The sequence below is a fragment of the Roseateles sp. GW821-FHT02E12 genome (genome assembly GCF_059421665.1).
This window is the reverse complement of record NZ_JBWKVK010000002.1, coordinates 1,297,835-1,315,995: the sequence shown is the minus strand read 5'-3', so window position 1 is coordinate 1,315,995 and position 18,161 is coordinate 1,297,835. Positions and strand designations below refer to the sequence as shown.

Genomic DNA, 18,161 nt, shown 5'->3' with positions numbered 1-18,161 from the left:
GGACGGTCCCCCGCGGGGACGGCGATGCTTGCCGGATTGACCGGCAAGCACATCGCCACAACGGGCCGGCTTGGGGCGGCCCGGCGCTCGGCCCGAAGAACTCTCAGCGCTTCCTAAAGATCGCCGCCGAACATCGTGTGCGGCGGCGCCAGCTGGGTGAGCCGCCACGGCAGGATGCGCGAGTCGACGTCGTCGACCGGCCCCGTGACGGGGCGGCCGGCCAGCCAGTCCTTGAGCTTGGGCAGCGGCATGGGCCGCGCAACGAGGTAGCCCTGCACCTCGTCGCAGCGGATGGCGCGGATGACGGCCAGCTCGCGCTCGGTCTCGACGCCCTCGGCCACCGTGCGCATGCCCAGCACGCGGGCCATCTGCACGATGGTGTTGACGATGGCGCGCGCGTCGGCGTGCTCGGTGAGGGAACGCACGAAGGAGCGGTCGATCTTCAGCGTGTGGAAGGGGAAGGCGCGCAGGTAGGCCAGCGACGAGAAGCCGGTGCCGAAGTCGTCCAGCGCCACCTGCACGCCCAGCTCGCGCAACGCATGCAGGCGGCGCAGCGCGGCCTGGGCGTCTTCCAGCATCAGCGACTCGGTGACTTCCAGGTGCAGCAGCGACGGCGCCATGTCGCTACGCTCGAGGATGTGCGCCACGCCGTCCACAAAACCGGGCTCCATCAGTTGCAGCGGCGACACGTTCACCGCCACGCTCAGGCCCTGCAGGTCGCGCGCCGCAAGGCAGGCCTGGCGCAGGGCGAGCACCCCGAGTTCATGGATGAGGCCGCAGCGCTCGGCGGCCGGAATGAATTCGCCGGGCGAGATCGAACCCAGCTCCGGATGCTCCCAGCGCATCAGCGCCTCCACACCGAGGGCCAGCAGGCTGTGGGAGTCGACCTTGGGCTGGAAGTGCAGCTCGAACTGGCCGCGCTCCAGGCCTTCTCGCAGCGCCTGCTCCACCGTGTGCATGCGCCGGCTCGCGGCGCCCAGCGAGCTGGCATAGACGACGCTGCGCCCTCGGCCCGAGCGCTTGGCGTCGTACAGGGCCAGGTCGGCGTTGACCATCAGGTCGTCGACGTTGGCGATGCTCGTGTCCAGCCGCGCCAGGCCGACGCTGGCGCCGACGTGCATGCGTTTGGCGCCCAGCTCGATGGGCTCGCTGAGCTTGTCGATGATGAGGGCAGCCATCGCCTGCGGGGCGCGCGACGGCGAGGCGCCCAGGCGCAGCATCGCGAACTCGTCGCCACCGAGCCGGCCGACGATGTCGCCCTCTTCCACCAGCGCCAGCAGCCGCCCCGCGACGACGCGCAGCACCTCGTCGCCGGTGGAATGCCCCGCGCTGTCGTTGACGACCTTGAAGTGATCCAGGTCGATGGACAGCAGCCAGCCCGGCCGGCCCAGCGACATCGCGGCCTGCGCGGCGTTCATCAGGCTGCGCCGGTTGGCCAGCCCCGTCAGCGCATCCTGCTCGGCCTGCATGCGCAGCTGGTTTTCGAAGCGCTGGGCCTCGGTGATGTCGGCGATGACGCCGCGCCAGCCGCCACCGCCAGCCGCTGCGTCGGCCGCGGCGATGGGCTTGGCGCTCAGCGCCCACCAGCGTGCCTGCTCGCCCCGGCCCAGCTGCAGCTTCACGTCACGAAACGGCTGCCCTAGCGCCCAGGCCGCCAGCAGCGGCCCGGCGTCCTTCGAGCGCGAGGCGAACCACTGCGGCAGCTTGACCTCGCCGAGCCGGTCTTCGGGCGTACCCAGCAGGCTGGCCAGCCGCGCCGAGCGGTGCACGAGGTGGCCCGCGGCATCCGTCTCCCACAGCGCGTCGCTGGCGTTTTCCTCGAAATCCCTGAGCAACAGCGACACCACCTGCTGTTGGCGCACATGCGTGAAGCGTGCTCTGAGTAGCGCGGTGGATTGGCGCGCCAGCGCCATGGCCGCGAGCGACACCACACTCGCATAGCTCAGCAGCAGCACGGCCACCGCCAGGAAGATGGGGTCGCCCGCCCGCCACAGCGCCACCAGTGCGCCGGCCACGATGAGCCAAGCGTAGGTCAGGCTGGCCCAGGGCAGCATGGCCAGCGCAAAGGCACCAGCCCCGAGCATGCCGGTCACCAGCGTCGCGATCAGCACGCGCTCTGCCGGCGCGGCCGGCGCAAACCACAGGGCCGCCGCCAGCCCCCAGCAAAGCCCGAGCAGGGCGGCATGCCAGGTGCCGCGCCCGTAGCCCCTGCTGGACACCCGGCCGGCCGGGCGATGCCGCCTGGCCCACCAGCCGGCAATGCTCAAGGCCGCCAGCAGCGACAACAGGCTCAGCCAGCCCACCAGCCAGAAACCACCCTTGCGACCCACGGCCAGCCAGACGAATCCACCGGCGATCAGGTTGGCGCCCATCAGCACCGGGGTGAGCCGCGCCAGTTGGCCCAGATGCTCACCACGGATGCGGGAGGACTCGGCATCACCGTCGGCGTAAAGCTCGAAGGTCCGCCGCAAACGATCCCAAATCCCTTCAGCCCGCGTCATGAAAGCGTTTTCCAACCGGCTGCTTTGCCGTTTGGGGGATCGTAACGATCGACTTCACCACGTTGTCATGCCACGCTGGTCTTCTGCGTGCCGTTTGCATCATCTGCCCGCTACTTGTATGGAGCCCACCGCCATGTCCACCACCGACCAGCGCCGCTTCCCCCGCGTCGAGTTCTTCCTCGTGCCCGACGAGCATGAGCAGCTGCCGGTCTGGGTCATCAAGCCCGAGGGCCTGGCCGGGGCACGTGCCGGGGTTGTCGTCAACCTCAGCGGGGCCGGCCTGCAGATCCTCACCGCGGCCGACCCTGCGCTGGACGCCCAGCACTACGAACTGCGCCTGCTGCTCGGGGAGGACGAGGGCGTGCCGCTGTTCAGCGCCGACGTGCGCCGCGTCTGGAGCCGGCCGCTGAGCCGCAGCGTGCAGCTCTGCGGCTTCGAGTTCGAGTCGTCCAACTCCCAGGCCGAGGAATTCCTGCTCGCGCAAACGGCGCAGATCACCGCGCGCCAGTGGGTGCGTTGCGTGCTCGTCGAACGCATGACCGCCCTGGCCTGACAGGGGTGCCTAGGGCCTGTTAACACTACGGCAGCAGGTCGCGTTGTGGCCAGAAAGGCCGCGAGCAAGGCGCAAACCGCAGCCGGGTTGGCCACCCGGCGAGGATTTGCAACGCCGCGCGCGGCCTTTCTCGCCACAACCCGAAGGGAAGGTCCGCAGCCAGGGGCCACTCGGCGTTGCACCACTTGCCCGCACATCAGTGCGGGCAGCGTGCTGCGCCTTGATTGGCCCCTGGCTGCGGACCTTCGCGACCTGCTGCCGTAGCGTTAACAGGCCCTAGCGCCGGGCTCGCCCCGCTGGCGCGTTGGCGCGAACTCGGCTACGGTGAAGCGCCACTTCACCCACGCCCCTTCATGCTCGAACCCGACCAGTTGCTGCGCTACTGGACCCTGTCTCAATGGCAGGCCAATCTGCTGGTGCTGATGCACCTCGTCGGCGCCGGGCTGCTGGGCCTCGTGCTCGGCTACGAGCGCGCGTTTCATGGCCGCGCGGCGGGCATGCGCACCTATGCCCTTGTCTGCATGGCCTCCACCGCCGTCATCGTGCTGCTGGGTCTGCCGCACCAGTGGTTCGGCGGCAGTGCGGCAGCCATCGTGCCGCCGCTGATGGACCCGACCCGCGTCATCCAAGGCGTCGTCACCGGCATCGGTTTCCTGTGCGCCGGCGTCATCATGCGCGAGGGCATGAACATCTCAGGCCTGACGACGGCCGCGTCCATCTGGGCGGCGTCGGCCATCGGCATCCTGCTCGGCATGGGCTTCTATTTCGCGGCCATCACGCTGACGCTGCTGTGCGCCTCGCTGATGATGTGGGGCGCCAAGCTGGAGGCCGCCCTGCCCTCGCACCCGGCCATCTCGGTGCAGATCCAGGGCCAGCCGGGGCGCAGCTTCGAGCAGGCCGAACTGGTCGCCTTTGCTGCCACGCTGGGCTACGACTTCGCGCCCGGCTCGGTCGCCATCGAATGCGTGGGCGACCAGCAGGAGTGGCGCTTCGTCTGCACCGCGCGGCGCAACTACCGGGGCCAGACGCTGTCGCGGTTCGCGAGCCGGCTGCCCGAGCTGGCCGGCCTGGCCAGCTACCGCGTCACGCACGCGCGCAACTGAGGTTCATCGGCCCGTGATGCGCGCGTTGATGCGCTTCCCTACCGCGGCCGGGCAAGACGCGGCGGTCGAGGCCTGGCTGGTTGCCCGAGATGTGGAGCTGGGCGCCATCGCCCGCCAATGGTTCACGGCGCTGCGCGGCTGCGGCGCGGACGTGACGGAGCTGCTGCACGACGGCATGCCCACCGCCTGCGTGGGCGATGCGGCGTTCGCCTACGTCAACGCCTTCAAGGCCCACGTCAACGTCGGCTTCTTCTGCGGCGCCGAGCTGCCCGACCCCGCGGGCCTGCTGGAGGGCACGGGCAAGTTCATGCGCCACGTCAAGCTCAGGCCGGGCCAGGCCGCGGACTCGACGGCCCTGCAGGCACTGATCGATGCAGCCTACGCAGACGTGAAGGCACGAATGCGCGCCGAGGAATCCGCTCGACCCAACGCCTGACGGCTGCACGTTGCCTCAGCCCCGCGGGGATCCCTCGCAAGAGCTGCTGGGCCTGCCCGCCAAGCTGGACATGCTCGCGCTGACGCAGTTCGTGGGCTGACGAAGCGGTCAGGCCCCTTCGATGGCCGGATAGTCCCCGAGGCCGTCCGGCCACGGCGTCAGGATCTCGAAGCCGTCGGCCGTCACGGTCACCATGTGTTCCCACTGGGCGGACAGCGACTTGTCGCGCGTCACCACCGTCCAGCCATCGTTCAGCTCGCGGATGCCGGCCGCGCCCGCGTTGATCATGGGCTCGATCGTGAAGATCATGCCCTCTTGCAGCTTCAGGCCCTCACCGGGGCGGCCGAAGTGGTTGACGTGCGGATCGTCGTGATAGACGTCACCGATGCCATGGCCGCCGTACTCCCGCACGACGCTGAAGCCGGCCGCGTGCGCCACCTTTTGGATGGCATGGCCCACGTCGCCCAACGTCGCACCCGGGCGCACCTGGCGGATGCCAGCGCGCAGGGCCTCGTAGGTCGTCGTCACCAGCCGGCGCGCCAGCACGTTGGCCTCGCCGACGATGAACATGCGGCTGCTGTCGCCGAACCAGCCGTCCTTGGTCAGCGTGACGTCCACGTTGACGATGTCGCCCTTCTTCAGCCGCTTGTCCTTGGACGGGATGCCATGGCAGACGACGTGGTTGGGCGAGATGCAGGCCGTCTTGGGGTAGCCGTGATAGCCGACGTTGGACGGAATGCACTTCAGCGTGCCCACGATGTAGTCGTGGCAGATGTCGTCCAGCTCCTCCGTCGTCACGCCGGGCACGACGTGCGGCTTGAGCATGGCCAGCACCTCGGCGATCAGATGCCCGGCCTCGCGGGCCTTGGCCACCTCGGCGGGCGTGCGCAGCTTGAGGCTCTTCATGCCCGCGCTCCCTTGGCTTTGGGCTGTTGAGCCCAGCCGGCCAGGCGCGCCAGGTCCAGCCCGCCCTCCTGCTCAGCGCGGATCAGCAGCTGGCAGATCTCGCTGTGGCTCAGCTGCGGATGCAGTTCGGCCAACATGCCGATGCGCATCCAGTGCTCGGCCTGGGCATTGATGGAGCGCGACAAGGCCTGGCTCGCAACGCGCAGGCTCTCGTGCATCGGATCGGATATTTTGACGATTCCCATGCCACGACTATATACGCTTCGTATACGAAACGTATATCACTCAGGCTTGGGCACCACCACCGCTTCGTAGGCGCTCAGGAACTCGGGCGGCATGCGCTTGGGCTTGCCGCTGCTGATCTCGATGCACACCAGGGCCCATCGCCCGCGCAGCAAGGTGACCCCATCAGCGGCCCGGCGCAGTTGGAAGCGCCGCTCCATCGTCAGCCGCCCGTCGCTTGCCGTCAGCCAGGTGCCAAGCGTCAAAGCCTCGCCCTCGAAAGACGGCAGCAGGTAGTCGTAGTGGCCTTCGCGGATGGCCATCGCGCGGTCCAGACGGCGGTAATCGTCGAGCGACAACCCCAGCGCATCGGAATGCGCCCATCCGGCCTGCTCGCACCACTGTACGTAGACCGCGTTGTTGGTATGGGCCAGCCCGTCGATGTGCTCCGGCGCAGGCGTCAGCGCCAGCGTGAACGGCGACGGGTAGTCCCAGTCACTCATACGCGGAAGTCTCGGGCCGGCGCGCCAGCACGGCAATCGGCGGCGCCCAGCGTTCGCCGCGCGGCTTCTTGCTCGTCACCAGCGTGATCTCGCTGGGCTCGAAGACCTCGACGTTGTGCGTGATGGGCGTCGTCAGCAGGTATTGCGCGCGGGTGCTGCGCAGGAAATGGCCGACGAGCTGGATGTTGCGCACGTCCAGGTGGGCGAAAGGCTCGTCGATGAAGACGAAACCACCGGGTGTCTCGTCGTCCTTCATCAGGCCGACCAGCAGGATCAGGCTCTTCAACACCTGCTGGCCGCCCGAAGCCTCACCGTCGTTCAAGCCCACCTCACCCTTGCCGTCGAAGTTGAACTTCACCTGCAGGCCGGCCTGGGCGAGCACGGTGTCGTCGTTGTCCAGGTGCGGCAGCACGGCTTCGGCGGTGACGCCGGCCAGCTCGCCCAGCTCGGCCACGTTCTTCTTGTAGCGACGCACGGTGGCGCGCATCACGTCGATATAGCGCTCACGGGCGTTGAAGGCGGCGATGCGGGCCAGCTCGTTGCTGGCGCGGCGGTCGCTGAGCTGGGTGTCCTGCTCATGCACCTGGGCGGACATGCGCGCGTGGCGGTCCACCACGCTGGCGTCCACCTCCCAGTGGCCGCCTTGCAGTTCCTGGTCCACGTGATGGGCGCGGATCTCGGCCTGGCGGGCGTTCTCGAACTCGTCGCGCAGCGCGGCCAGTGCGATGGACGTGACCCAGGATTTGGGGAACTGGGCCTTCTGTGTGCGGCTCTCCTTGGAGGATTTGCGCAGCGCCTCGCGCTTGGCTTCGTGCTCGCGCACGCGGCCGGCGGCGGAACCCTCGCCATCGCGCAGCGCGATCTGCGCGCCTTCGTAGGCCTGCTCGCTGCGCGTGGAGTCGCGCACGACGCGGTCGTGTTCGCTGTCGAGCGCGCTCATGCGCGTGGACGCTTCGGCGCGCGCCTGGCGCAGCACCGGCAGGCGGGCACGGGCCTCGGCGAACTCGTCCGACCGCTCTGAAAGCTCCTGCGCCGCCTTGTGGCCCACGGCCGCGCGCTGCACGTCCTTGAACTGGCGTTCGACTTCCGCCTGGGCCTTGGCAATGCGGCTCAGTTCACCGTCCCAGCGGGCGAGTTCAGCTTCCAAAGCGCCGCGGCGTGAATCGACTGCCGACGCGCCGAACTGGTGGTCACGCGGCTCGACGAACACGCTGCGGCCGCCACGGCCGTCGCGGTAGTACGCGTCAGTCGTGATCCATTCGCCGCCGGCCTTGGCGCCCTCTTCCGTCGACGTGACGCAGCGGATACCGCCCAGCTGGCGCACCAGCCAGGTCGGCAGCGGCGCGCTGACGTTGAGTGCTGCCAGCAGCGAACCGGCCGGCGCCTGGACTGCGGCCTGCGTGTCGGCGACGACGTAGTGGCGGTAGCGCTGCTTGGCGGCGATGTCGAAGGCGCGGCCCTCGTCGCTGCGATGCTTCAGCACCACGACCCAGCGCGACGGGCGCAACAGGCCTTCGGCGGCGGCGCGCCAGGTCTCGTCGGCGATGTCGATGCTGTCGGCCACGAGGTGGTGGGCGATGCCGGCGTCGTCCAGCGCGCGCTTCATCGGCGCGACTTCGGGCGGCGGCGGGGGCAGGCGCTTGCCGCTCAGCTCGCCCAAGGCGGTCTGAGCCCGCGCAGCCTTGTCGCTGGCACGGGTGTAGTCGGCGCGCAGGCGCTCGCGCTCGCCGGCCAGCTCCTGCATGCGCGCGGTCAACGCGGCGGCGTCGGCCTCCACGTCGGCCAACGCCTTCAACTCGTCCTCACGCTTGACCAGCGCCTCGGCGGGCCGCTCGGCCTCGCGAGCCGCGTCGAAAGAGGCACGGGCCTCACGCCGCTCGCCGTCCAGCGCCTTCAACCGTTCCTTGGCAACTTCCTGCGCCGTGAACAGGCTGTGCAGTGCCGCGCGCTTCTCGGTCAGCGCCTTCACATCGCCCGATGCAAACAGGCGCTGGCGGTGCAGCTCGCGCGCGTCGCGGGTGATGCGCTCACGCGCCTCGCTCCAGCGCAGCACGGGCAGCACCTCGGTGGCCAGGCGCTCGCGCTCCTGGATCTTGAGCTGGTACTGGCGATGGCTGTTGACGCGGTTGGCCAGGTCGCTGAGCTGGGCCTGCGTATGCGCCAGCTCGGCACCGGCCTGCTCCACTTCCTTGCCCAGGTGCTGCTGGTGGCTGCGCGCCTGTTCGTAGCGGTCCAGCACTTCCTGGTCGCCAAACACCTCGAACACGAGGCGCAGCAGCTCCTTCGCGCTCAGCTCGCACAGCCGGTCGGTCTGGCCCTGCTCCAGCGCCAGCACGCGGCCGATGGCGCGCGTGAGGCCGGCGGCTTCGAGCCGCTTCTTCCACGCCTCGATGCCCAGCCAGTCGCGGTCGCCGCGTTCGGCCAGCTGCTCGATCTCGTGCACGCCATCCAGGATGACGTAGCGGCGCACCCAGTCGCCGCCATGGCGCTCGATGCGGCAGGCCAGCGTCACCTGGTCGGCATACAGCAGCGACGACGCGAACGGCCGGCTGCTGTTCTGGCGCGAGCGCGGGCGGTTGTCCACCAGCGCGCGCAGCCAGGCCGTCTCGGCGTTGGCGTGGCGGGCGTAGGTCTTGTAGGTGCGGCCGCCCGAGCACTCCAGGCCCAGCAGCGTGCGCATGGCATCCAGCAGCGTGGTCTTGCCCGAGCCGTTGGGGCCGGCGATCGTGATGATGGCGCCGTCGAGCGGCAGCGTGACGCGCTGGCAGTAGTCCCAGTGCAGCAGTTCGAGCGATTGCAGGTGGAACATCAGTCGTCGATATGTTGTTGTTCTTCTTCACGCGGCAGCGCGTGGCCGGCGCGCGTGAGCACGTCGCCCAGGGCGCCGTCGAGGATGCGCGGCGCCAGCAGGTCGTAGTCGATCAGCAGGTCCAGCAGCGGCCCCTCGGCAATGTCCTCGCCGCGGCGCGTAACGAAGCCGTGGCGCTCCAGCAGCTTGAGGTTGGTGTCCAGCCGCAGCTTCTTGCCGAGCTGGTCGCCGAAGTCGGCCAGCAGGCTGCGGTAGCTGATCAGAGGCGCCACGCTGGCAGCCTGGGGCATGGGCTTGTCGGCGGCGAACATCTCGCCCTGGCCGGCGTGGATGGCGTCGCTGCGTGCCACTTGGCGCTGGCGCTTGGGCAGCACGATGAGCGACCACAGCACCACCAGCAGCGCCACGCCGTCGCGCGGCAGGTCGAGGTTGTTGTTGGCGGCCAGGCCCATCTCGCCGAACACAGCGCTTTCGGCGGGGCGCACCAGCGCCACGGCGATGTGGTCGGCGTGCACGTTGTCCACCACCTTCAGCCCGACGGCACCCAGGCGTTGGCCCAGCAGGGTCCACAGCTCGGTGTCGATCAGCGCGCGGCGCACCAGCGGGTGGCTGCGCGGCAGCCAGCGCCGGGCCAGCAGTTGCGCCGCCAGTTGTGCGGCATCGTCGAGAGGTTGGCTCATGAAGAAGATTCAGGTGTGAGGACGCCGTGGCTCATCCATTTGACGAACTCGTCGTCCACGGGGCCTTGCTCGGCAGACCAGCGCACGCTCCACGGCTGGCGGGCCATGTCGCCGGTGGCGCCCTTGAGGTGGCGGGCTTGTGCATCGCCCAGCAGCGGCAGCAACTGGGCGCGGTAGGCGGAGCGGGCGTAGCTGTCGCCCAGGACGGCGGGCGCCAGGTCGCGCTCCGTCGCACCCGCAGCGGCCCAGGCGGTGAGCAGCGCCTGCATCTGGTCCATGTCGGGCGGCAGTTGCATGACGGCCAGCTCGCCCGTCGGCGCAGCCTGGCCTTGCGGCAACGCAGAGATCTCGGCCGGCTTGGGGCGGTCGCGTTCGAATTCGGCTTCGGCCGTGTCGACGAGGTCGTGCTGGGACACCAGCACGGGGTGCACCGGTCGCTCCCAGGCACCGCTGATGAGCCCCACCAAGTCACCCTGGCTCTGCAGCCAGCGGCGCACGTCGGTCGTCGTGATGCCGGTGGAGCCCAGCGTCACGCGCTGGCGGTCGGCCTGCTGCAGTGCGCGGTTGAACTGGCTGGCCATCGCCAGCAGCCGCGCCTGCGCCAGGCCCAGCTCGCGGGCCAGGCGCTCCAGGCGGGCGTCGCCAGCGGCTTCGGCCTGGGCAATGATGGCGCCCAGCGCCTCGCCGGCCCGGTCCACCAGCGTCAGCGCGCGCTCGAAACGCTGGCGAGCCCGGCGCAACGCGAACTCGCTGCCGCTGGCGATGGCGTCGGCAAACTCGTCATACAAGCGCGAAAGCTGGGCCAGCAAGTGCTGCAACTGTGCCGGCTGCAAGGTGCCGAGCTGGTGGGCGCCGGCAACGCCGGCGAGCAGCGAGGCCAGGTCGCCGTCGGGCGCCTGCTCCTGCGTCAGCGGCTGCAGCAGGCCGACGAGTTGCTGGGCCAGCGGCGTGACGGCATAGGTCTGCGCGGTGGCGTCCCAGGCCAGCAGGTCGGCCTCGCGGAAGCGTTTCAGCACACCGTCCAGCGCTTCGTCGCGCAGCACATGGAAGGCCTGGTTCAGCGCCTCGCGCGTCAGGCGCGACTCGCGCAGCGCCATCAGCTCGAAGAACACCCAGAGGCGCAGCCGGGTCAGGCCCGCCGGCCCCTGGAACAGCGCCCTCAGCGCCGTTTGCAGCGCGTCCTGGCGCTCGAGCTGCCACCACAGCAGCGCATCGGCCGGCGCGGCGCCGTCGCGGAAGTAGTCTTCCAGGCGGTCGGGGCGCAGCGCGTCGTCGGTATCCGGGGGCAGGGTCAGCATGGGGCGCGGATTATCGACGCGCCCCGAAATCGCCAACCTAGGGGTGTCGGATGGTTTGACAAACCAGTCCCAAGCCGGCCCAGGCCCCGCTCGCCTGCCCATGAGAAATGATCAGTGGCACCAAATTTGCATCGACTCCATCCATAACGAGGAGTGAGACATGACCCGCCGCACGCTGTTCGCCTCCGCCGCACTGGCCCTGGCCGCCATCGCACCGCAGTCCCAGGCTGCCGTCGTCATCAACTACGCCAACTTCACCGGCGCCTGCGGCGGTGGCGGCTCGCTGACCTGCGTCGGCGCGACCGGCGTGACGGGTGGCGACCTGCGGCTGACGCCGTCCGCCTTCAACACCGCAGGTGCAGGCTTCAGCACGACGGCTATTTCCCTCGGCGGTGGCGCAACCTTCAGCACCAGCTTCCAGTTCCGCATGAGCCAGGCCGGGGGCATCGACCCGGCAGACGGCTTCACCTTCGTGGTGTCCAAGGCCTCCTCGGGACTGGGCGGTGCGGGTGGCGGCCTCGGCTACCAGGGTGTGGCCGACAGCGTCGCCATCGAGTTCGACACCTACAACAACGGTGAAGTCGGGGGCAGCAACCATGTCGCGCTGGACGTCGGCGGCTCGTTGGCCAGCCTGGTCACGGCCAGCCCCTACGGCATCAGCAGCTGCGACTCCGGCAACTATGGCGCCACGGGCTGCCTAAGCAACGGCAAGATCTGGTCGGCCTTCATCAACTACGACGGCACGACGCAAAAACTCAATGTCAGCGTGCAGGAAGATGGCTCGGCCCTGATCAACCTGATCACCAACTACAGCATCGACATCGCCTCCGCACTGGGCACCAACGACGCCTTCGTCGGCTTCACAGCCGCAACCGGCTCCGGGTGGCAGAACCACGACATCCTGAACTGGCAGCTGGCCAACGACACCTCCATCGTCGGCCCCGGCCGCCTGCCCGAGCCGGCGAACATCGCACTGCTGGCCCTGGCCGGCGGCGCAGCGCTGCTGGCCAGCCGCCGTCGCCGCGGCTGAAAAGCCTCCAGCACCTCCGGCGTTCGAGTTTTGCGAACGCCGGCGTCAAGCTGGTTGAAACGAGACCAAGCCGCCCGGGCCTAGTCTTGCGGGCATGCAATCCCCTCGCCTGCCCACCTTCTTCCTCTCCCACGGCGGCGGCCCCTGGCCGTTCATGGACGGCGACTACCGCCGGGCGCACGCCCAGCTGGAGGCCTCGCTGCAGGCGCTGCCGGCCACGCTGCCGGAAAAGCCCAAGGCCATCCTGATGATCTCGGCCCACTGGGAAGAGAACGCCTTCACCGTGATGACTTCGCCCGCGCCGGGCATGCTGTACGACTACGGCGGCTTTCCGGCGCACACCTACGAGGTGGTCTACCCGGCACCGGGCGACCCGGTGCTGGCCGAGCGCGTCGTCGCGCTGATCCAGGCCGCCGGCCTGCCCGCCGCGCGGGACGCCCAGCGCGGCTACGACCACGGCGCCTTCTGCACGCTGGTGCCGATGTACCCGGACGCCGACGTGCCGGTCGTGCAGCTGTCGCTGAAGCGCGGCCTGAGCCCGGCGGACCACCTGGCACTGGGCCGGGCGCTGGCGCCCTTGCGCGACGAAGGCGTGCTCATCCTCGGCAGCGGCTTCAGCTTCCACAACCTGCGCCTGTACGGCGCCGCCGGCCGCGAGCCGTCGGTGCAGTTCGACGGCTGGCTGCAGGACGCCCTGCCCTTGGCGGATGGCCGCGCCGAGCGGCTGCAGGCCTGGGCACGCGCACCGTCAGCGCGGCTGGCTCACCCACGTGAGGAACACCTGCTGCCGCTGATGGTTGCCGCCGGTGCCGCCGAGGGCGACACCGCCAGCTGCAGCTATCACGAGACCGAGTTCATGGGCGGTGTCACCGCCTCCAGCTTCAGGTTCGGCTGAGCTCGGGCCACAGCAGCCAGTCCAATTCGGCAGGCCGTGAGGCCGACAGCGGCTTCAGCAGCGGCTGGTCGGCCTTCGTGGCCCAGCGGGCCATCGTCAGCACGGGCAGCAGCTTGTCAATCTCGGGCCGGGGTTCGGTGGGCGTGGCGTAGGTCCAGGAGTCGGGGGCCAGCGCTGCCTTCTGGATGAAGGCGATGGACTGCAGCAGATGCCGGTCGCGCCAGAGGTCGGTGCCCTGCGCGCGGCCGTACTGCGCGAGCCGCGTGGCGGCTTCCAGGTTGAAGGCGGTGTAGTGGAAGGGCCGCGTCCGGCCCAGCTCGTGCGGCATGCGGCCGTCGGCGTCGACCTGGGGCGCAAAGCGCCGCGCCACCACGGTGGCCAGCCGGGCGCGCGCGCGCTCGGTGTCGCCGACGAAGAGCAGGTAGTTCACCAGCTGCGAGTCGAAGAACATGCCGTGGTTGTTCTTGGCCGCGTCTTCCTCCAGCGCGATGGGGCTGGTATGCATCCATTGCGTGAACTCGGTGAACCACTGGCGCAGCGCGGCCAGGTCGGCATCGCTCAGCGCGCCGCTGGCGTTCAGCAGCAACGCGGCGTCGATGAGCATCCACAGGTTGCGCGTGTCGATGAGGCCCTCGGCCCGTCCGTCGACGATGCCCGGGATGCCCTGGGCGTAGTTCAGGTGCGGCCGCATCCGCGTGGCCGGTGCAAGGAACCAGTGCTTCAACGCAGCGACGGCCTTCTCGGCATGAGCGTTCGACGCGCCGAAGTGATGGGCCAGTGTCAGATCCAGCACGTCGCGACCAAAGGCCTGCATGCGGTCGGCGTCCAGCGCATCGCCGGCCACCTCAGGGTTGCGCTGGCCATCGCGGCGCACGTAAGGCAGGCCATTGGGCGTGGCGGGGTTGGGCCACCAGTAGGGGCCCATGCTCATGTAATCGTTGCGCGAACCCGAGGGCGGCGTCATCGTCTTGTCGACGACGCTGCGCAGCGGTGCCTTGAGGGCCTTGGCCGCACGGGCGAGCAAGGCGACATGGGCGGGCGCGAGTTGCGGGTCGCCGGCGGCGAGGCGGCGGCGCGTTTCGTCGAGGGCGGCGAGGTCCAGCGTCAACAGCGGGGCCTGGCCCTGCGACGCGTGGACCTGGCTCGCCAGCAGGCCGAGCAGCAGGGTCCGCCGCTTCATGCGGCCTCCTGGCGCAGACCGCTTTGCGTGTCGAAGAAATGCAGCCGGTCGTGCATGGCAGACACGCTGATGCGGTCGCCGGCGCTCAGCCCCGGCCGATCGGCGACGTTGATGACGATGGGCCCCGTCACGCTCTGCAGGTTGAGCTGCGACTGCGCGCCCATGAACTCGATGGACTCGACGGTGCAATCGAATACGGCGGCCGCCTCCGGCGCGCGGCCCAGCTGCAGGTGCTCGGGGCGCACGCCAAGCTGCAAGCGCGTCGCATCGAGTGACGGCGCGAAGCCCGCCGGCAGCGCGCAGAAATTCATCGCCGGCGAACCGATGAAGCCGGCCACGAAGCGATTCGCCGGCCGGTCGTACAACTCGGCCGGGCTTCCGCTTTGCTCCACGCGGCCATCGCGCAGCACGACGATGGTGTCGCCCATCGTCATGGCCTCGACCTGGTCGTGGGTCACGTAGACCGACGTCGTGCGCAGCCGCGCATGCAGCGCGCGGATCTCCTGACGCACGGCGCTGCGCAGCGCGGCATCCAGGTTCGAGAGTGGCTCGTCGAACAGGAAGGCCGCGGGCTCGCGCACCATGGCCCGGCCCATGGCCACGCGCTGGCGCTGGCCGCCGGACAGCGCCGCGGGCTTGCGCTCCATCAGCGGCTCCAGGCTCAGCATGCGCGCGACCTCATCGACGCGGCGGCGGATCTCCTCAGCAGGACGCTTCATCAGCTTCAAGCCAAAGCCCATGTTCTCGCGCACCGTCATCTGCGGGTACAGCGCATAGCTCTGGAAGACCATGGCGATGTCGCGCGCCTTGGGTGGCTCGTGGGTCACGTCGCGGCCGCCGATGTGCAACTGGCCGCTCGTCACGTCCTCCAACCCCGCGATCATGCGCAGCAGCGTGGACTTGCCCGAGCCGCTGGGGCCGACGAGCACGCAGAACTCGCCGTCGGCGATGGACAGCGACACGTCACGGATGACGTCGGTCTGGGCGAAGCGTTTGCCGACGCCCTTCAATTCAATGGCAGCCACGTAACTCAGCCTTTCACGGCACCGGCCAGCAGGCCGCGGTTGAAGGATTTCTGCAGGCCCAGGTAGACGAGGATGCTGGGCAGCATGGCGATGACGCTGATGGCGATGAAGACAGCGGGCTTCATCGTCTCGTCGGCGCGCACGGTGGCCAGCGCGACGGGCAGCGTGTAGAGACTCTCGTCGTTGGTGACGAGCAGGGGCAGCAGGTACTGGTCCCAGATCATGATGAAACCGAAGACCGCGGCGCTGCCCAGCGCCGGCTTGCACAGCGGCAGGATGACGTGCCAGAAGATCTGCCAGTCGCTGGCGCCGTCCACCCGCGCGGCTTCTTCCAAGTCCGCCGGAATGGCGCGCATGAACTCGCTGAGCATGAAGATGGAGAAGCCCCAGCCGACCACCGGCAGGATCATGCCCAGGTGCGTATCGTGCAGGCTGGCGCCGATGAGGGGCAGCTTGCCGAGCACGATGAACAGCGGGATGGCGATGACCTCGTCGGGCAGCATCATGGTCGACAGGATCAGGAAGCTGACCGCCGCCAGGCCCCGGAAGCGCTTGCGTGCCAGCGCATAGGCGGCGAAGGCGCTGACCGACAGCTGCAGCACGGTGCCGAACAGCACAACGACGAGGGAGTTCAGCAGATAGCGCCAGACCTTGGCCTCCACCCACGCGTAGCGTAAGTTCTCCAGCGTGGGCTGCTCGGGCCACCACAGCAGCCGGCCGGGCGCGATGGTGACGCCGGAGAAGGCCGTCATCAGGAAGGCCCAGAACGGCCCGGCGAAGACGATGAGCACAAGGCCGTAGAGCAGCACGCGCGGTGCGAGGGACAGCAGGGGATGTTTCATCGGCTGCGGCGCCAGGCGAGGTAGACGGCGGTGAGGGCCGCGGTGAAGAGGAACAGCAGCGTCGAGGCGGCGGCGGCGAAGCCGTAGTCCAGCTCCTGGAAGCCCTGCTTGTAGATCTGCGTCATGACGACCTCGGTGCTGCCGGCCGGGCCGCCGCCGGTCGTCGCGTAGACCTCGGTGAAGACGCGAAAGCCGCGGATGAAACCCAGCGTGCAGATGACGGTGATTGCCGGTGCCAGGCCCGGCAGCGTCACGGCCTTGAAGCGCTGCCAGGCGTTGGCGCCATCAACAGCGGCCGCGTCGTACAGCTCGCTGTTGATGCCCGCCAGGCCCGCCACGAAGATGACGGTGTCGTAGGGCACATGCTTCCAGACGTGCATGCCGATCAACGCGGCCAGCGCCTGCGACGGGTCAGCCCAGAAGCCCTGCGGGCCGATGCCGATGAGGCCCAGCATCGCGTTGATGACGCCATCGGGCGTGGGCGCGTAGAGGATGCGCCAGACCTCGGCCGCGACGGCCGCGCTGGTCACGGCGGGCAGGAACATCGCCGTGCGGATGAAGCGCATGTGCCGCGCCGTGCCCTGCAGCGCCTGCGCCAGCAGCAGCGCGATGGAGGCCGACAACAGCACGGTGAAGAAGACGTAGAGCAGCGTACGGCCGGCGGCGTCGCGCAACGCCGCGTCGGTCAGCGCGCGCTCGAAGTTGTGCCAGCCCACATACGTGTCCGAGCCGCCGAAGCCCACCTTGTGGAAGCTCATCACCAGGCCCTTGGCCATGGGGATGAACTTGAACCAGGTGAAGACCAGCAACGCCGGCGCGAGGAACAGCCACGGCGTCAGGCGAGAGAAGTTGCGGCGCGGCGTCATTGCGCCTCCTGGCGGGCGAGTTCGGCGTTGAAGCGGGCGTTGAGCGCGCGCAGCTCGCCGGGGATGTCCTTGCTGCAGTGGGCCAGGATGGCGTTGAAGCCATCCGCCGTGAGCTGCTGCAGGCGCGACCAGTTGCGTGCTTGCGGCAACGCGTGGCCATGCTGCGTGTACTCCTGCGCCACCATGGCCCAGCGTTCGTCGCCGTGGGCCTGCGCAGCGTCCACCTTGCGGTTGACGGGCAGGCGCACCACGGGCAGGCCGCCACTGGGCGGCTGCGTGCCCAACGTCTGGCCTTCGGGCGAGATCAGGAACTCGATGAACTGCCTCGCGCGCTCGGGCTGGCGGGTGTTGCTCGCGATGAAAGCCAGCTCGCCGGCGGTCAGGCTGGCGCGCTGGCCGGTGGGGCCGGCGGGCACGGGCACGACCTCGTAGCGGTCCTTGCCCGGCTCCTTGTCGAACAGCGCGATGTGATACGGGCCCGACAGGTAGAGCCCCGCCTGCCCCGAGCTGAAGACCTTGTTGGTGTCCTGCGTCGTCGCGTTGATGGCATTGGGCTGCACACTGCGGTCCTCGCAGACGAGGCGGCGGAACAGGGCCAGCGTGGCCACGGCCGCGGGCTCGTCCAGAGCGCCGCGTAGCTTGCCGTCCGCACCGGGGCGCAGGAACTCGCCGCCGGCCTGGAAGAGGAAGCTGCTCAGGTACCAGGCCGCGTAGCCGCGCGCCGTGCCGCCGGGGAAGGCCAGGCCATAGGTGTCGCGGCGGCCGTTGCCGTCGGGGTCGCGCTCAGTGAAGGCACGCGACAGCTGGGCCAGCTCCTCCCACGTGCGCGGCACCGGCAGGCCCAGCTTCTCGCGCCAATCCTTGCGGATGAAGAGCACGTGCGCCTGCACCGAGATCGGCACGCCGTAGGTCTTGCCGTCGGGCAGCGTGGCAGCGCGCCAGGCGCTGTCCAGCAGGTCTTGGCTGCCTGCGATGCGGCTGCGGTCGATCTCCGCGGCCACGCCCATGTTGACGAGCTGACCCGCCGTGCCCAGCTCGTTGACGATGACATCGGGCATGCGGCCACCCACGGCGGCGCGCGCCAGGCGCTGCTCGAAATCGTTCAGCGCATTGAAGAACTCGACGCGGATGCCGGTCTTTTTCGTGAAGGCGGCGGCGATGGCGTCGTAGGTCTTGCGACCGTCCTTGGACGAACGCGTCCACACACGCAAGGGCTCGTCGGGCGAGGCGGACTGCGCCGCCAGTGGCAGCAGCGCCAATGACAGCGCAATCAAGGTAAAGCGGTTAACCATCCAATCATTGTTGCGGCAGA

Annotated in this window: 17 protein-coding genes; 5 read left to right on the top strand and 12 right to left on the bottom strand. The window is 69.4% G+C overall.

Annotation, left to right across the window (positions count from 1 at the left end; all coding sequences use genetic code 11):
• Positions 1 to 113: 113 nt before the first annotated feature.
• On the bottom strand, positions 114 to 2,471 hold the full coding sequence (locus tag AC07V5_RS16805; RefSeq protein WP_495116819.1) for a putative bifunctional diguanylate cyclase/phosphodiesterase: 2,358 nt from the start codon (positions 2,469 to 2,471) through the stop codon (positions 114 to 116).
• A gap of 163 nt (positions 2,472 to 2,634) precedes the next feature.
• Between AC07V5_RS16805 and AC07V5_RS16800 the strand changes: the two genes are divergently transcribed.
• From AC07V5_RS16800 to AC07V5_RS16790, 3 genes are all read left to right on the top strand, one after another.
• On the top strand, positions 2,635 to 3,054 hold the full coding sequence (locus tag AC07V5_RS16800; RefSeq protein ID WP_495116818.1) for a PilZ domain-containing protein: 420 nt from the start codon (positions 2,635 to 2,637) through the stop codon (positions 3,052 to 3,054).
• 353 nt (positions 3,055 to 3,407) lie between these two features.
• Entirely contained in the window at positions 3,408 to 4,157 is a 750-nt protein-coding gene (locus AC07V5_RS16795; RefSeq protein ID WP_495116817.1) for an MgtC/SapB family protein, read from the top strand.
• Between the two features lie 28 nt (positions 4,158 to 4,185).
• Positions 4,186 to 4,593: a DUF1801 domain-containing protein gene (locus AC07V5_RS16790; RefSeq protein ID WP_495116816.1), complete on the top strand. Its 408-nt coding sequence runs from the start codon at positions 4,186 to 4,188 to the stop codon at positions 4,591 to 4,593.
• A gap of 108 nt (positions 4,594 to 4,701) precedes the next feature.
• Here AC07V5_RS16790 and map read toward each other — a convergent pair whose 3' ends face one another.
• The 6 genes from map to AC07V5_RS16760 are packed head-to-tail and all read right to left on the bottom strand — an operon-like array spanning position 4,702 to position 11,011.
• Positions 4,702 to 5,499, bottom strand: coding sequence for a type I methionyl aminopeptidase (gene map / locus AC07V5_RS16785; RefSeq protein WP_495116815.1), 798 nt, complete (start codon positions 5,497 to 5,499; stop codon positions 4,702 to 4,704).
• The gene (locus AC07V5_RS16780; RefSeq protein ID WP_495116814.1) at positions 5,496 to 5,744 is read right to left on the bottom strand and encodes a ParD-like family protein; all 249 of its coding nucleotides are present in this window, start codon (positions 5,742 to 5,744) and stop codon (positions 5,496 to 5,498) included. Before AC07V5_RS16780 ends, map begins: the two co-directional genes overlap by 4 nt.
• 36 nt (positions 5,745 to 5,780) lie before the next feature.
• Positions 5,781 to 6,224, bottom strand: a complete 444-nt coding sequence (locus AC07V5_RS16775) for an acyl-CoA thioesterase (protein WP_495116813.1) — start codon at positions 6,222 to 6,224, stop codon at positions 5,781 to 5,783.
• Positions 6,217 to 9,033, bottom strand: a complete 2,817-nt coding sequence (locus AC07V5_RS16770; protein WP_495116812.1) for an ATP-binding protein — start codon at positions 9,031 to 9,033, stop codon at positions 6,217 to 6,219. The genes AC07V5_RS16775 and AC07V5_RS16770 overlap by 8 nt, the downstream gene beginning before the upstream one ends.
• Positions 9,033 to 9,713: a hypothetical protein gene (locus AC07V5_RS16765; RefSeq protein ID WP_495116811.1), complete on the bottom strand. Its 681-nt coding sequence runs from the start codon at positions 9,711 to 9,713 to the stop codon at positions 9,033 to 9,035. Before AC07V5_RS16765 ends, AC07V5_RS16770 begins: the two co-directional genes overlap by 1 nt.
• Positions 9,710 to 11,011, bottom strand: coding sequence for a hypothetical protein (locus AC07V5_RS16760; protein WP_495116810.1), 1,302 nt, complete (start codon positions 11,009 to 11,011; stop codon positions 9,710 to 9,712). Before AC07V5_RS16760 ends, AC07V5_RS16765 begins: the two co-directional genes overlap by 4 nt.
• 160 nt (positions 11,012 to 11,171) lie before the next feature.
• Here AC07V5_RS16760 and AC07V5_RS16755 point away from each other — a divergent pair, with 160 nt between their 5' ends.
• The gene (locus AC07V5_RS16755; protein WP_495116809.1) at positions 11,172 to 12,041 is read left to right on the top strand and encodes an L-type lectin-domain containing protein; all 870 of its coding nucleotides are present in this window, start codon (positions 11,172 to 11,174) and stop codon (positions 12,039 to 12,041) included.
• A gap of 94 nt (positions 12,042 to 12,135) precedes the next feature.
• Positions 12,136 to 12,936, top strand: coding sequence for a DODA-type extradiol aromatic ring-opening family dioxygenase (locus tag AC07V5_RS16750; protein ID WP_495116808.1), 801 nt, complete (start codon positions 12,136 to 12,138; stop codon positions 12,934 to 12,936).
• Here AC07V5_RS16750 and AC07V5_RS16745 read toward each other — a convergent pair.
• The 5 genes from AC07V5_RS16745 to AC07V5_RS16725 are packed head-to-tail and all read right to left on the bottom strand — an operon-like array spanning position 12,923 to position 18,141.
• Positions 12,923 to 14,116, bottom strand: coding sequence for an alginate lyase family protein (locus tag AC07V5_RS16745; protein ID WP_495116807.1), 1,194 nt, complete (start codon positions 14,114 to 14,116; stop codon positions 12,923 to 12,925). The two genes, AC07V5_RS16750 and AC07V5_RS16745, sit on opposite strands and share 14 nt — an antisense overlap.
• Positions 14,113 to 15,141, bottom strand: a complete 1,029-nt coding sequence (locus AC07V5_RS16740) for an ABC transporter ATP-binding protein (RefSeq protein ID WP_495116806.1) — start codon at positions 15,139 to 15,141, stop codon at positions 14,113 to 14,115. The genes AC07V5_RS16745 and AC07V5_RS16740 overlap by 4 nt, the downstream gene beginning before the upstream one ends.
• 5 nt (positions 15,142 to 15,146) lie before the next feature.
• Positions 15,147 to 15,983: a carbohydrate ABC transporter permease gene (locus AC07V5_RS16735; RefSeq protein ID WP_495116805.1), complete on the bottom strand. Its 837-nt coding sequence runs from the start codon at positions 15,981 to 15,983 to the stop codon at positions 15,147 to 15,149.
• Entirely contained in the window at positions 15,980 to 16,849 is an 870-nt protein-coding gene (locus AC07V5_RS16730; protein ID WP_495116804.1) for a carbohydrate ABC transporter permease, read from the bottom strand. The genes AC07V5_RS16735 and AC07V5_RS16730 overlap by 4 nt, the downstream gene beginning before the upstream one ends.
• A complete protein-coding gene (locus tag AC07V5_RS16725) occupies positions 16,846 to 18,141 on the bottom strand; it encodes an ABC transporter substrate-binding protein (RefSeq protein WP_495116803.1) in 1,296 nt (431 codons plus the stop codon). The genes AC07V5_RS16730 and AC07V5_RS16725 overlap by 4 nt, the downstream gene beginning before the upstream one ends.
• Positions 18,142 to 18,161: the final 20 nt, after the last annotated feature.